The organism is Virgisporangium aliadipatigenens (assembly GCF_016863615.1).
GTDB classification, from domain to species: Bacteria; Actinomycetota; Actinomycetes; order Mycobacteriales; family Micromonosporaceae; genus Virgisporangium; species Virgisporangium aliadipatigenens.
The window spans coordinates 109,129-122,557 of record NZ_BOPF01000036.1 but is presented as its reverse complement, the minus strand read 5'-3'; the positions used below and the strand labels follow the sequence as shown (position 1 = coordinate 122,557).

Genomic DNA, 13,429 nt, shown 5'->3' with positions numbered 1-13,429 from the left:
CCCGCCGATCTTGCAGTTGTGGCGGCCGGCGTGCCCTGATTCGGCCCGCTATGACTGCGCCACAACTGCAAGATCGTGGATCACACGTGCTTCGCGAAGTACTCCAGGATCGCGTCGAAGCGCGCCACCCGGTGCTTCGGGCGGCCGGAGCGGGACAGTTCGTGCCCCTCGCCGGGGAAGAGCAGCATCTCCACGTCGGCCTTGCGCAGCTTCAACGCCACGAACAGCCGCTGCGCCTGTTCGACCGGGCAGCGCCAGTCGTGCTCCGAGTGGATGATCAGCATCGGGATGTCGATCCGGTCGGCGTACGTCAACGGGCTCTTCGACGGGTCGCTCGTCCACAGCTGGTCCGAGAAGAACCAGCCGATGTCGGAGGCGCCGACGAAGCTGTCCGTGGCGTTGACGGCCCGTTCGGAGATGGCCGCCTTGAAGCGGTGGCCCTGGTGCGCGGCCATCCAGGTGGTCATGAACCCGCCGTGGGAGCCGCCGAGCACGCCGACCCTCGTGGCGTCCAGGTCGTCGGCCTTCAGCGCCTCGTCGAGCAGCGCGACGAGATCGCGTTCGGAGACGGCGCCGACGTCGCCGATGACGGCGCGGCCGTGCTCCTGCCCGTATCCCGAGGAGCCGCGCGGGTTGCCCATCACCACCGCGTAGCCGGCCCCGGCGTACACCTGCGCCTCGTCGAAACGCCCCCAGCCGTACTGCGCGAACGGGCCGCCGTGGATCATCAGCAGCACCGGGTGCGGGCCGGGGCCCTCCGGCCGGACCACCCAGCCGTGCACCGGGTACCCGTCGGGGGCCGTCGCGTCGACCTCGGTCAGGGGGCGTGCGCCGGTGGTGTCGTTCCAGGTGGAGAGCTGCTTGTCGCCGGCGTACAGCTCGCCCCAGGTGCCCTCGTCGGCGGCGGTGTACACGAGTGTGTCCCCGCGCCGGTCGTACCCGATCACCTGCCGCCGCCCGCCCAGCAGCACCTTCGGCTCGCCGCCGTCGTAGGGCAGGAGCACCAGTTCCACGGCGCCGCGCGCCTCGTTCGACATGATCACGCCGTCCTCGTACGGCGTCGCGCGCCCGGTGCCGTGCGCGAGGGTGTGCCGTTCGGGGTCGCTGAGCAGCGTGCGGGGACCGCCGGCGACCGGCACCGAGTGCACGGACTCCGCGTTGATGATCGGCGGGGACGCCGGCGACCCGGCGAAGACGACCGTGCCGCCGTCCGGGGTGAAGCGCGGCCGCCAGGCGGAGAGGGTGCCGTCGGTCAGCGCCCGCAGCCCCGAACCGTCCACGTTGCACACCCAGATGTCGACGACCAGGTCGTCGCCCCAGGTCTCGTGCCGCGACGAGGCGAACGCCAGCAGGTCGCCGGTGGGTGACCAGTCCACGTCGGCGTCGTCGTACGGCCCGTCGGTCACCTGCACCGGCTCGGCGCCCTCGGTCAGCGCGTCGATCACGAACACGCTGCGCGGCCGGTCGTTGAGGAAGCCCAGGTTGTCGACGCGGTACCAGAGCTTGGTGATCCGGCGGGGCGGCTCGGCCTCCGCACCGACCCCCTCCGCCGTCCCGTAGCGGCCCTCCTCCGGGATCCGCGCCGTATAGGCGAGTCGCGTCGAGTCGGGGCTCCACACCGCCTCGTCCACACCGATCGGGTGCGACGTCAGTCGCCGCGGCTCCCCGCCGTCCACCGGCAGGACCCACAGTTGCGGTTTGCCCTCCGGACCCTTCGCGTCCTTGATCGAACGGTGGAACGCGAGCCAACGCCCGTCCGGCGAGAAGAGCGGGGCGCCGTCCTTCCAGCCCTGGGTGAGGCGGCGCGGCGGCGCGGAGCCGTCGACCGGCGCGATCCACAGCTGTCCGGTGTACTCGTCGGCGTCGAGGTCCGGCCGGGTCACGGCCACCACCACGAAGCGTCCGTCCGGGCTGAGCGTCGGATGCCCGGGAACGCGTTGCTGGGCAATATCGGCAGGTTTCATGGTGTCGAACCTCTCATGTCGGCGCGGTTCGCGGCCCCCTTGTGTGACCCGACAATCTTTACGCTGCTGCCGTGGAGCCCACCCTCGAGTACGTCGACCGTGGCACGGACCGGCTGGCGTTACACGTGTATTCGCGGGAAAGCACCGATCCCGCGGTGCTCTTCCTGCCGGCGATGGGCGTACCGGCCCGCTACTACCGGCCGTTCGCGACGGCGCTCGCCGAGCACGGGCTCGCGGTCACCGTGGCCGACCTGCGGGGCAACGGCGCGAGCACGCCGATACCCGGCCGCCGCACCCGCTACGGGTACGCGGAGCTGACCGCCGACGTCGGCGCGCTGGTCGAACGCCTCGACGGCCGGCCGGTCGTCCTCGCCGGCCACTCGCTCGGCGGCCAACTCGCGATGCTGCACACCGCCGTGCACCGGCCGCCGAACGTGGTCGGCCTGGCGCTGATCGCCGTCGGCGTCCCCTATTGGCGCGAGGGCTACGGGGCGCGGCGCGGGTTCGGGCTGCTGGGGTTCAGCCTGTGGAGCGCGGCGACGGCCGCTGTCGTGGGCTACTGGCCCGGGTGGGGGTTCGGTGGGCGGCAGGCCCGGGGCGTGCTGAGCGACTGGGCGTACACCGCGCGCACCGGCCGCTTCCGTCCGGTCCACGGCACCGACGCCGAACGGGCCCTGCGCGAGCTGACCACCCCGGTGCTGGCATTGAGCATGGCCGGTGACGACCTGACGCCCGCACCGGTGATCGACTTCACGGCGGCGAAGATGAGTGCCGCCCCGCTCGAACGCGAGCACTTCGACGAGGCGCGGGCCGGCGTACCGGTGGATCACATGCGCTGGGCGCGTGCCGGCACGGCGATCCCCGCTCGCGTGGCGGAGTTCGCCAAGTCCCGCTGACCCGCTACGCCAGGGTCTTGGCCGTCGCGATCCAGCGGTCGAGCAGGTCCGCCGCCGCACCGGAGTCGATCGCCGCGGCCGCCCTGGACAGCCCGCCGCGGATGGCGCCCTTCAGGTCGTCGCCGAACCCGGCCCGGGCGGCCAGCGCGGCGGCCGCGTTGAGCAGCACGGCGTCCCGGACCGGACCGGCCTTGCCGGCCAGCAGCTGCCGCACCACGTCCGCGTTGAACGCCGCGTCGGCCCCGCGCAGGTCGGCGGCGGTCGCCGGCGCGATGCCGAACTCCTCCGCGTGCAGCACCGTCTCGGTGACCCCGCCGTCGCGCACGGCCCAGATGCGGGTCGGCGCCGTCGTGGTGAACTCGTCGAGCCCGTCCTCGCCGCGCAGCACCAGCACGCTGTCGCCCCGGGCGGCGAAGACGGCCGCCATGATCGGCGCCATGCGCGCATCGGCGCAGCCGACGGCACCCGCGGTCGGCCGGGCCGGGTTGGTCAGCGGCCCCAGGAAGTTGAACGCCGTCGGGACGCCCAGCTCCTTACGGGTCACGCCGGCGTGCCGCATCCCCGGGTGGAACCGGGGCGCGAAGCAGAACCCGATGCCCACGCTCGTCACGGACGCGGCGACCTGCTCCGGCCCGAGGTTCAGCGGCAGCCCCAGCACCTCCAGAACATCCGCCGTGCCGGACGACGAGGAGGCCGAGCGGTTGCCGTGCTTGACGACCGGGACACCGGCGCCGGCGACGACGATCGCGGCCATCGTGGAGATGTTGACGGTGTTGGCCCGGTCGCCGCCGGTGCCCACGACGTCGACGGCCGAGGTGCGCACATCCTCCGGCAGGGCGACCGGCTCCGCCGCCGCGAGCATGGCCCGCACGAGACCGCCCAGCTCGGCCGGGGTCTCCCCCTTGGCGCGCAGCGCCGTCATGAAGCCGGCGATCTGCACGGGGGTGGCGGCCCCGGCCATGATCTCGCCCATGGCCCAGGAGGTGTCCGCAGTGGACAGTTCCTCGCGACGCAGTAGCGCGGAAAGTAAGTCGGGCCAGGTGCGGTCCCGATTCGCGCTCATGAGCGGCCTCCCGGGGGTTGAGAGAAGATCAGCGGTTGACGGGAAGGCCGTCGGCGCGCTGGCGCAGGAGCGTGGAGACGGTCTGCGCGGTCTGCACCGGGTCGAGCGGGTGCACCAGCGTCGCGTCGACGCGGGCGTAGGCGGCGAGCCACCGGTCGGCCGCCCGCGCGATCACCACGCAGGCGGGCGGGCAGTCGTCGATCTCGTCCTTGATCTGGCGGGCGATGCCGAGCCCACCGGCCGGGGTCGCCTCGCCGTCGAGCACGAGCAGGTCGACGTCGAACTCGTCGACCAGCCGGACGGTCTCGTCGTAGGTGGCGGACTCCACGAACTCGACGGGCAGGTCGGCGGCCGGGCGCGGCCCGATGGCCAGCCGCATCCGCTCGCGCACCTGCGGATCGTCGCTGTAGAGCAGGACCGTCTGTGTCATCGGCGTTGTCGCTCCTTGTTTAGTCCGCAGCGGATCCTACCGCCTGCGCTTCTTCCCGATCGAGCTGCCGGTCGATCCGCCGGGCCTCGCGTTCGGACGCCTTCATCCACTGCACCACCAGCACCGCGAGCATGATGACGCTGACCGCTTCCCCGCCGGCCCACAGGATGCCGCCGGCGAGCTTCTGGTCGGCGAAGTGGTCGGCCCACTCCAGCCCGAGGCTCGGGTACCAGTCGCCGCCGAGCAGCGTGGCGCTCTGCATGATGGTCAGCCCGAGAACGGCGTGGATCGGCGTCGAGAGCACCATCAGCAGCGCCCGCCCCGGGTAGGGCCAGCGGCCCGGCAGCGGGTCCACCCCGACCAGCGGCCAGAAGAACAGGCACCCGACGGCGATGAAGTGGGCGTGCGCCAGTTCGTGGGCGAACTCGTGGCGCAGGGTCAGCTCGTACAGCCCCGAGAAGTACAGGACGAACGGCGTCGCCGTGAAGAACGCGAACGCCACCAGCGGGTGCGCCAGCACCCGGGCGACCCGGCTGTGCACCACGGCGAGCAGCACGCCGCGCGGCCGCTGCGGCAGCACGCGCAGCGCCAGCGTCACGGGTGCCCCGAGGGCCAGGAAGATCGGCGCCACCATCGACAGCACCATGTGCTGCACCATGTGGACGCTGAGCAGCGTGGTGTCGTAGCCCGCGACGCCGGTCAGCGTCACCGTGACGATCGAACCGAGCCCGGGCAGCAGGAACGCGATCGTGCGCCCCACCGGCCACCGGTCGCCGCGGGCGCGCAGCACGTAGACGGCGTACAGGTACAGCGCCGCCGCGGCGAGAACGGCGAGCGCCAGCCACGATTCCGGATTGGGCCGCAGGAGCGTCGCCGCGTCGGGCGGTCCGAGCTCGCCGCCGTGGGCCAGCGGGGGGTAAGTCCAGGGTGTGGACATGGCCTCCAGGCTATGCCCGAACGGATATCCGGTGACCACTGCCCCTTGACATCCGCCCCCGTGACCCGGCGCGTTTGATCAGAGGCAATAATGACGGCGTGACAGCGGCCCCAGCCATCGCCAAGAGCCAGATCCACTCGTTGACCCGGCCCAACATGGTCAGCGTCGGCACGATCGTCTGGCTGTCGAGCGAGCTCATGTTCTTCGCGGCACTGTTCGCGATGTTCTTCTCCATCCGCGCCTCAGAGGTCGGCAAGGGCTACTGGGAGACCGGCTCGGAGAAGCTCAATGTGCCGTACGCGCTGACGTTCACGATCATCCTGGTCGCGTCGTCGGTCACGTGCCAGATCGGCGTCTTCGCCGCGGAGCGGGGCGACGTCCACGCGCTGCGCAGGTGGTTCTTCCTGACGTTCGTGATGGGTGCGATCTTCGTCGGCGGCCAGGTCAACGAGTACTACAACCTGGTGACGCACGAGGGCGTGAAGATCAACTCGGACGGTTTCGGGTCGATGTTCTACCTGACCACGGGCTTCCACGGCCTGCACGTCACGGGCGGTCTGATCGCGTTCGTCTTCTACATGATCCGCACCACCATGGGCCGGTTCACGCCGGCGCAGGCCACCGCGGCGATCGTCGTCTCGTACTACTGGCACTTCGTCGACGTCGTGTGGATCGCACTCTTCTTCATGATCTACATCCTGCCGTTCATCGGCGGTTGATCGGCGGCCCGAGTCACAGACCGCATCCGTCCCTCGTCATAACCACGAACCCCGTATTGCAGGGGTTCGGCACGTCAACAAGGTGAGGCCATGAGTTGGAAACTGGGTCGGCGACGCCGGGCAGTGCGCCCGGATGACGCCGTGCCGGCGTTCACGCCGCCCGGTCGTTGGCGCCGGCGGCTGGAAGCCACGGTGCGGCTGATCGCGGCGCTGACGATCGTCGGCGGTCTGTACGCCGCTCTCGCCCCTGGCGTGTCTCAGGCCGAGGACACCCCGCCGCTTTCCGCGGACGCGGTGCAGGGCAAGCAGCTCTACGAGACCACCTGCATCAGCTGCCACGGCCCCAACGCCCAGGGCGTGGAGAACCGCGGACCGAGCCTCATCGGTGCCGGTTCGGCGGCGGTGGAGTTCCAGGTCGGCACCGGCCGGATGCCGATGGCCCGCCAGGAGGCGCAGGCGCAGAAGAAGCCGCCGCACTACTCGTGGGAGCAGGCCGCCCAGATCGGCGCCTACATCCAGGAACTCGGCGGCGGGCCGACCCTCCCCAAGGGCCAGAAACTGCGGGCCACCGACGAGAAGGCCATCTCGCGCGGCGGTGAGCTGTACCGGATCAACTGCTCCGCCTGCCACGGCTTCGGCCTGGGCGGTGGTGCGCTCTCCTCCGGCAAGTACGCCCCGTCGCTGAACGACGCATCCGACCGCGAGATCTACGCGGCGATGCTGACCGGCCCGCAGAACATGCCGGTCTTCGGCGACGCGCAGCTGACCCCCGAGGAGAAGCTGGCCGTCATCGGGTACATCCAGTCGCTCAAGGCGAACAAGGATCCCGGCGGATTCGGCATGAAGCGCTTCGGCCCGGTCTCCGAAGGTTTGATGATTTTCCTGGTGGGCATGGTGGCGCTGGTCTTCGCCACGCTGTGGATTGCGGGTAAGTCATGAGCGGCGCAGATACGCAGGTGAGGCACGGCAACGACGAGGCGGTCGACGTCTCGGACCCCCGCCTGTCCCGGTTCGACCTGGTGCGCGAGGGGGCGCGGCGCGACGGCGTGGAGATCGTCCACTACGCGCCCCGCTTCCCCGTGCCGGGCACCAAGGCCGAGAAGCGCGTCGAGCGCACCATCGCCCTGTTCTTCATGCTCACCGGCCTGTTCGCCACGGCGTTCGTGGTCATCTTCGTGGCGTGGCACTGGGAGTGGCACCCGGGCAACAACGCGGGCTCGTGGTTCACGCCGCTGCTCGGCGTGTCGTTGGCACTGATGCTCTTCTGCGTCGGGGCCGCGATCATCGTGTTCGCCAAGAAGCTCCTGCCGGAGGAGGTCGCGGTCCAGGAGCGCCACGACGGCGCCTCGCCCCGCGACGAGCAGGTCCTGACCGGTGCGACGCTGCTGAACATGGCCGACGAGGCGGGGCTCGGCCGGCGGCCGCTGCTCAAGGGCGCGATCGCGCTGGGCCTGGCCCCCGTGGCGGCGGTGCCGCTGGTCGCGCTCGGCGGGATGATCGACGACCCGCACGACGAGGACATGTACCACAAGACCGGGTTCGACCCGGAGGCCAACGGCGGCAACAAGGTGCGCCTCATGCGGGAGAACCTCACGCCCGTGCGCCCCGAGGAGATCAGCGCGGGCGGCCAGATCACGGTCTTCCCGGCCATCCCGCACGGCGCCACCAACCAGCACGCCGACTCGCCGACGCTGCTGATCCACCTGCGCCAGACCGACGCGGACGAACTGCGTCGCAACCTCGGGCACGTGCCGATCAACGAGGGCGACATGTACGGCAACTACGTCGCGTACTCGAAGATCTGTACCCACGCCGGCTGCCCGGCGAGCCTGTACGAGCAGCAGACCAACCGCCTGCTGTGCCCGTGCCACCAATCACAGTTCTCGATCACGGACAACGCCCGTCCGGTCTTCGGGCCGGCCACCCGGCGGCTGCCAATGTTGCCGCTCGAGGTGGACTCGGAGGGCTTCTTCGTGGCGAAATCAGATTTCGAGGTCCCGATCGGCCCAGGCTTCTGGGAGCGGGCGTGACCGGCACCACCGTGTGTGAGCGGAGCGAAGCATGAAACGGCGCAAGCTAGATCTCGCCGCACTGCCGGCGAAGTCCGCCGAGGAGGTCGACGCCCGGCTGACCGTGGCGACCCCGCTGCGGCGGCTGCTCAACAAGGTCTTCCCGGACCACTGGTCGTTCCTGCTGGGCGAGATCGCCCTGTACTCGTTCATCGTGCTGCTGCTGTCCGGCACGTACCTGGCGCTCTTCTTCGACCCCTCAATGGAGGAGGTCGTCTACGACGGTGCCTACTCGCCGCTGCGCGGGATCGGGATGTCGCGGGCGTTCGAGTCGGCGCTGGAACTGTCGTTCGAGGTGCGCGGCGGCCTCTTCATGCGGCAGATGCACCACTGGGCGGCGCTGCTGTTCATGGCCGCCATCGTGGTGCACATGTTCCGGGTGTTCTTCACCGGCGCGTTCCGCAAGCCGCGTGAGCTCAACTGGATCATCGGTTCGCTGCTGTTCTGGATCGGCTTCCTCGCCGGGTTCACCGGCTACGGCCTCCCGGACGACGCGCTGTCCGGCACGGGTCTTCGCATCGCGCACGCGATCATGCTGTCGATCCCGGTGATCGGCTCGTGGGTGGCCAGTTCGTTCTTCGGCGGGGAGTTCCCCGGCACGGTGATCGTGCCCCGCATGTACATCGCGCACGTGCTGTTGATCCCGGGTGTGCTGCTCGGGCTCATCTCGGCCCACATGGGCCTGCTGGTCAAGCAGAAGCACACGCAGTGGCCGGGCCCCGGCCGGACCAACGACAACGTGGTCGGCGTGCGGATGTTCCCGGGCTTCGCGGCCAAGGCCGGCGGGTTCTTCATGATCGTGTTCGCGGTCATCGCGCTGATGGCGGGCCTGTTCCAGATCAACCCGATCTGGATCTTCGGTCCCTACCAGGCGGCCACCGTCTCCTCGGCGAGCCAGCCCGACTGGTACGTCATGTTCCTCGACGGCTCGACGCGACTCATGCCGCCGTGGGAGATCCGCCTCTTCGGGTACACGCTGCCGCCGCTGTTCTGGCCGACCGTGGCACTGCCCGGCGTGCTGACGATGCTGCCGCTGTTGTACCCGTTCATCGAGGCGCGGTTCCTGAAGGACAACCAGGCCCACCACCTGCTCCAGCGCCCGCGTGACGTGCCGACCCGCACGGCGCTCGGCGCGATGGCGGTGGCGTTCTGGGCCGTCCTGACGCTCTCCGGCGGCAACGACGTCATCGCGGAGCAGTTCCACATCAGCCTCAACGCGATGACCTGGGCGGGCCGGATCGGCCTGATCGTGGTCCCGCCGCTGGCCTACTACATCGCCTACCGGGTCTGCCTCGCGCTCCAGCAGCACGACCGGGAGGTGCTGGCGCACGGTGTGGAGACCGGCATCATCAAGCGGCTGCCGGACGGCGGTTTCGTCGAGATCCACCAGCCGCTGGCGCCGCTCGACGCGCACGGGCACCCGGAGCCGCTGGAGTACCTCGGCGCTCCCGTGCCGAAGAAGATGAACCGCCTGGGCGCGCTGCTGCCGACGGTCCGGGGCTTCTTCTACCCGATCGAGAAGCCGGCCCCGCCGGTGCGGCTGGACCAGCCGAGCGAGGCACCGGTCTCGCCGGCTCCGGCCCGTTCGGAGATCACCACCGGCAGCTGACCATCGCTTTCCCGAGAGGCCCGTCGCATTCGCGGCGGGCCTTTCGCATGTCCATGGGGTCCCATAAATAGGACGCTTTCAGGGTCGCCCGACAGCGCACTAGCATCGACTGCGAGCGACATCGAGGAGGTCCGTTGTCCGGGATCGACAAGGTGGGGCGCCGCGCCCTGCTCGGCGGACTCGCCGCGACCGCGGGAATGGCTACGCTGACCGGCCGGGCACTCGCCCAGGACCCCGGCGCCGTCACCCGGGAGCCCGCCCTCGTCCCCGTCGCCGTGAGCACGCCCACAGAGCCCACCCCACCCGATCCGGGACGGGCGCTGGCCCGGCTCCTCGCCGGCAACCAGCGCTTCGTCTCCGGACACCTGCGCCACCCGCACCAGACCGCCGCCGACCTGCACGAGGTCGCGGCCGGCCAGCACCCGTTCGCGATCGTGCTCGGCTGCGCCGACTCGCGGGTGCCGCCGGAGGTGCTCTTCGACCAGGGCCTCGGCGACCTGTTCGACAACCGGGTGGCCGGCAACATCGCCGACGACCTGCTCCTGGGCAGCATCGAGTTCGCGGTCGAGGAGTTCGGGCCGCGGCTGATCCTGGTGCTCGGCCACGAGCGCTGCGGTGCCGTCTCGGCGACGTTCGCGGCGCTCGACTCGGGTCAGCCCGCGCCGGGCCACATCGGCACGATCGTGACGGCCCTGCGCCCCGTCCTGGAGCCGCTGCGCACCGCCCCGGACCGGGTCGAGGCGGGCGTCCGGGCCAGCGTCCGCGCGACCGTCACGGCCCTTACCGCCGACAGCGAGATTCTGGCGGAACGGGTGCACTCCGGCGAGCTCGGCATCGTCGGCGCCCGCTACGACCTCGACACGGGCCGCGTCACGATCCTCCCGTAGCGCGCCTCCCCCGTAGCCCGGGCGGGGTGCACGGCGTTGAGCCGTCCGTGGACAAGAAGCGCGCCGCCGCGATCCTGCTCGCCGTCTCGCTGGCCGTGCCGGCCCTCATCGGTGCGGCGAAGCTGTTCGGCCCCAAGCCCGGCGAGGACACGCAGGCCCTGGCCGCCCGCGCGGAGGCGGCCGAGACCCTCCGGGACTTCGTCACCACGCTCGACGCGGCCGACGACCAGACGTACACCGCCTGGTACACCACCGGCACGGGTCTGGCGATCGTGAGCGCCAACGAGCCGCCCCGGCACGTGTACCGCAGCCCCGCCGGCCAGTACGTGAGCGGCCCGGAGGCGACGTACGCCTGCCGTACCCCGGAGAACGAGCGCCCCGTGTGCGCCCGCACGGCCGGGGTGGACGGGGTGCCCCTCACCCATGCGCGGGCCCTCATCGAGCTGCTGCAGGGGTCGTTCGCGGCGCCGGAGGTGATCGCCTCGTGGCTGAGCCGGGCGGCCACCAATCCCCCGGGCAAGGTGATCCGCTCCGAACAGGTGCACGCCGAACAGGCCGGTTCGTGTGTGGCGATCGAGAAGGTGTTCACGGCGTGCGCCACCCCGCTGGGGGTGCTGACGTACTTCGAGTCGCCGGACGCGAAGCTCACATTGACGCAGTTCAAGGCGGGGGCGCCGGCGGCGGAGATGTTCAGCCTGCCGAAGGGCGCGGCGGTCACCGACGGCGAACCCGGCTAGCGATCGCCACGCCAACGACCGCTGTCGATTCGGTAAAGACATCCCGTAGCTCTTACCAGGGGAGATAGCGGGCAGGCACAATCACGCTCACATCGGCCCCACACGGGGGGCCTGTCCCCGATGAGGTGAGCATGACCCGCAGACTCGCCGCACTTCTCACCCTCCCCGCACTCTGCCTCGCCCTGGTGATCGGAGCGGCCACCCCCGCCGCCGCCGTCACCAACGAGCAGAAGATCGCCAAGCTGACCGAGTGGACGCAGACCTCGGTCACCAGCTTCAACTCGTGGAACGCCGCGCGTCTCAACCAGGGCGCGTGGTCGGCCTACGGCTTCGAATGGGGCACGGACTACTGCTCCTCGAGCCCGGACAACCCCCTCGGGTTCGACTTCACCATCGCGTGCTGGCGGCACGACTTCGGCTACCGGAACTGGAAGCTCGCCAACCGGTTCCCGGCCAACAAGTCGCGCCTGGACAGTGCGTTCTACGAGGACCTGAAGCGCAAGTGCGCCACCTACAACCAGTGGGTGCGCCCGGCGTGCACGTCCCTCGCGTGGGTCTACTACCAGGCGGTCGTGGCCTTCGGCAGCGTGTCGGTCAGCCAGGCCGACCTCGACCGCGCGGCCACGCTGAAGAAGATCGGCGAGGCGGAGAAGGCGGCCTACGAGGCCGGCGCCCGCTGACCCGGCATACGAAGGAGGCCCCCGGGATCACCCCGGGGGCCTCCGCACGTCGGTCGCTCAGTGCTCGGCGCGCCGCGAACCGGTGTAGTACTCGAACAGCAGGCCGCCGGTGGACAGCAGCACCGCCCCGATACCGGCCGCGATGAGCCAGATCTGCATGTACACCATGCCGAGCGCGGTCACGAACGCCGACAGCGCCACCCCGAACGGCCAGTAGCTGCCCGGGCTGAAGAAGCCCAGCTCACCGGCGCCCTCGACGATCTCGGCGTCGGGCCGGTCCTCCGGCCGCGGGTCGATGCGCCGCGTGACGATGAGGAAGAAGCCCGCGCACATCAGGCACAGCATGCCGGTGAGGATCAGCGCCACGGTGCCGACCCACTCGACCCCACCGGTCTGGTTGTGGGTCCACCACGCGTAGAGCGGGGTGACCGCCGCGACGAACGCGGTCAGGAACCCGAAGAGCCGCCATTCCGCCTTCATTACTTCGCCCCCGCCCGTACCTGCTGCTCCGGCTCGGTGTTGAACGGCCGTGTCGTGGTCGCGTACGGCGGCTTGCCGATCGCGGTGAGTGCCTCCGGCGTGCTGCGTCCCTGCCGCCGCTCCTGCAGGTACCGGTCGAACTCGGCCTGGCTGACGACCCGCACCTCGAAGTTCATCATCGAGTGGTAGGCGCCGCAGAGCTCCGCGCACCGGCCGACGTAGGCACCCTCGCGGTCGATGGTGACCTCGAACTCGTTGGTGATGCTGCCCGGGAAGACGTCCCGCTTGAAGAGCAGGTCCGGCACCCAGAACGAGTGGATGACGTCCTCGGAGTGCTCCACGAAGCGGATCCGCTTGTTGACCGGCAGCACGAGCACCGGGATGTAGTCGCTGGCCCCGACCGTGGTGATCGGCTGCCCGTCCGGGCCGACCGGCTTGCTGGCCTGTCCGTCGGCACCGCGCACCTGCACGTGCCGGAACTTCCAGTTCCACTTGTAGGCGACGACCTCGACGGTGACGTCCGGGTTGGCCGTCCGCTTGTCGACGTCGGTCTGGATGATGGCCGTGTAGTAGAAGAGCACCGCGATCGCCAGGAACGGCAGCACGGTGTACAGGAACTCCATCGGCATGTTGAAACGGGTCTGCGGCGGCAGTTCCTCACCGCGCTTCCGGTAGCGCACCACGCACCAGAAGATGAGACCCCACACGAAGACACCGACCGCGAGCGCGGCGACGACGGCGCCGATCCACAGGTCGTACATCTGCCGGGCCTGCGGCGAGACGCCCTTGGGCCAACCGAAGCCGGCGAACGTGTCGCCCACCGAACAGCCCGTCAGGCTCACGATCAACGCGATGCCGACGGCGCCGAGGCCGGTCAGCCGGGTCAGGCGCGACCCGGGTCCCCTTGCGACCACCTGAGCTCCTGCCTCCTCAAGCTGCGCCACCGAATGGAATACGG

General features: G+C 70.5%; 14 protein-coding genes. 8 read left to right on the top strand and 6 right to left on the bottom strand.

The features are described from left to right. Positions 1-80 precede the first annotated feature (80 nt). A complete protein-coding gene (locus tag Val02_RS36950) occupies positions 81-1,964 on the bottom strand; it encodes a S9 family peptidase (RefSeq protein WP_203903951.1) in 1,884 nt (627 codons plus the stop codon). A gap of 71 nt (positions 1,965-2,035) precedes the next feature. Between Val02_RS36950 and Val02_RS36945 the strand changes: the two genes are divergently transcribed. Further along, on the top strand, positions 2,036-2,860 hold the full coding sequence (locus Val02_RS36945; RefSeq protein ID WP_203903950.1) for an alpha/beta hydrolase family protein: 825 nt from the start codon (positions 2,036-2,038) through the stop codon (positions 2,858-2,860). Between the two features lie 4 nt (positions 2,861-2,864). Here Val02_RS36945 and trpD read toward each other — a convergent pair whose 3' ends face one another. The 3 genes from trpD to Val02_RS36930 are packed head-to-tail and all read right to left on the bottom strand — an operon-like array spanning position 2,865 to position 5,290. Further along, on the bottom strand, positions 2,865-3,923 hold the full coding sequence (gene trpD, locus Val02_RS36940; protein ID WP_203903949.1) for an anthranilate phosphoribosyltransferase: 1,059 nt from the start codon (positions 3,921-3,923) through the stop codon (positions 2,865-2,867). A 28-nt stretch (positions 3,924-3,951) separates the two neighbouring features. Further along, positions 3,952-4,353: a hypothetical protein gene (locus tag Val02_RS36935; RefSeq protein WP_203903948.1), complete on the bottom strand. Its 402-nt coding sequence runs from the start codon at positions 4,351-4,353 to the stop codon at positions 3,952-3,954. 19 nt (positions 4,354-4,372) lie between these two features. Next, positions 4,373-5,290 (bottom strand): cytochrome c oxidase assembly protein, encoded by a 918-nt coding sequence (locus Val02_RS36930; protein WP_203903947.1) that lies wholly within the window; start codon positions 5,288-5,290, stop codon positions 4,373-4,375. Between the two features lie 98 nt (positions 5,291-5,388). On the opposite strand from Val02_RS36930, the gene ctaE reads away from it, so the two are divergent. The 7 genes from ctaE (at position 5,389) to Val02_RS36895 (ending at position 11,991) form a co-directional block, all read left to right on the top strand. Continuing rightward, positions 5,389-6,009 (top strand): aa3-type cytochrome oxidase subunit III, encoded by a 621-nt coding sequence (gene ctaE / locus Val02_RS36925; protein WP_203903946.1) that lies wholly within the window; start codon positions 5,389-5,391, stop codon positions 6,007-6,009. Between the two features lie 90 nt (positions 6,010-6,099). After that, entirely contained in the window at positions 6,100-6,948 is an 849-nt protein-coding gene (gene qcrC, locus Val02_RS36920; protein WP_203903945.1) for a cytochrome bc1 complex diheme cytochrome c subunit, read from the top strand. Then, complete coding sequence (gene qcrA / locus Val02_RS36915; protein WP_203903944.1) at positions 6,945-8,039, top strand: cytochrome bc1 complex Rieske iron-sulfur subunit; 1,095 nt, start codon at positions 6,945-6,947, stop codon at positions 8,037-8,039. The genes qcrC and qcrA overlap by 4 nt, the downstream gene beginning before the upstream one ends. A gap of 31 nt (positions 8,040-8,070) precedes the next feature. Further along, a complete protein-coding gene (gene qcrB, locus Val02_RS36910) occupies positions 8,071-9,687 on the top strand; it encodes a cytochrome bc1 complex cytochrome b subunit (protein ID WP_203903943.1) in 1,617 nt (538 codons plus the stop codon). A 134-nt stretch (positions 9,688-9,821) separates the two neighbouring features. Then, positions 9,822-10,574, top strand: a complete 753-nt coding sequence (locus tag Val02_RS36905; protein WP_239153627.1) for a carbonic anhydrase — start codon at positions 9,822-9,824, stop codon at positions 10,572-10,574. Between the two features lie 47 nt (positions 10,575-10,621). Then, the gene (locus tag Val02_RS36900) at positions 10,622-11,311 is read left to right on the top strand and encodes a hypothetical protein (protein ID WP_203903942.1); all 690 of its coding nucleotides are present in this window, start codon (positions 10,622-10,624) and stop codon (positions 11,309-11,311) included. Between the two features lie 131 nt (positions 11,312-11,442). Next, the gene (locus Val02_RS36895) at positions 11,443-11,991 is read left to right on the top strand and encodes a phospholipase (protein WP_203903941.1); all 549 of its coding nucleotides are present in this window, start codon (positions 11,443-11,445) and stop codon (positions 11,989-11,991) included. A 57-nt stretch (positions 11,992-12,048) separates the two neighbouring features. On the opposite strand, the gene Val02_RS36890 is transcribed toward Val02_RS36895, so the two are convergent. Continuing rightward, positions 12,049-12,471: a cytochrome c oxidase subunit 4 gene (locus tag Val02_RS36890; RefSeq protein WP_203903940.1), complete on the bottom strand. Its 423-nt coding sequence runs from the start codon at positions 12,469-12,471 to the stop codon at positions 12,049-12,051. Continuing rightward, complete coding sequence (gene ctaC / locus Val02_RS36885) at positions 12,471-13,415, bottom strand: aa3-type cytochrome oxidase subunit II (protein WP_373318002.1); 945 nt, start codon at positions 13,413-13,415, stop codon at positions 12,471-12,473. Before ctaC ends, Val02_RS36890 begins: the two co-directional genes overlap by 1 nt. Positions 13,416-13,429 lie beyond the last annotated feature (14 nt).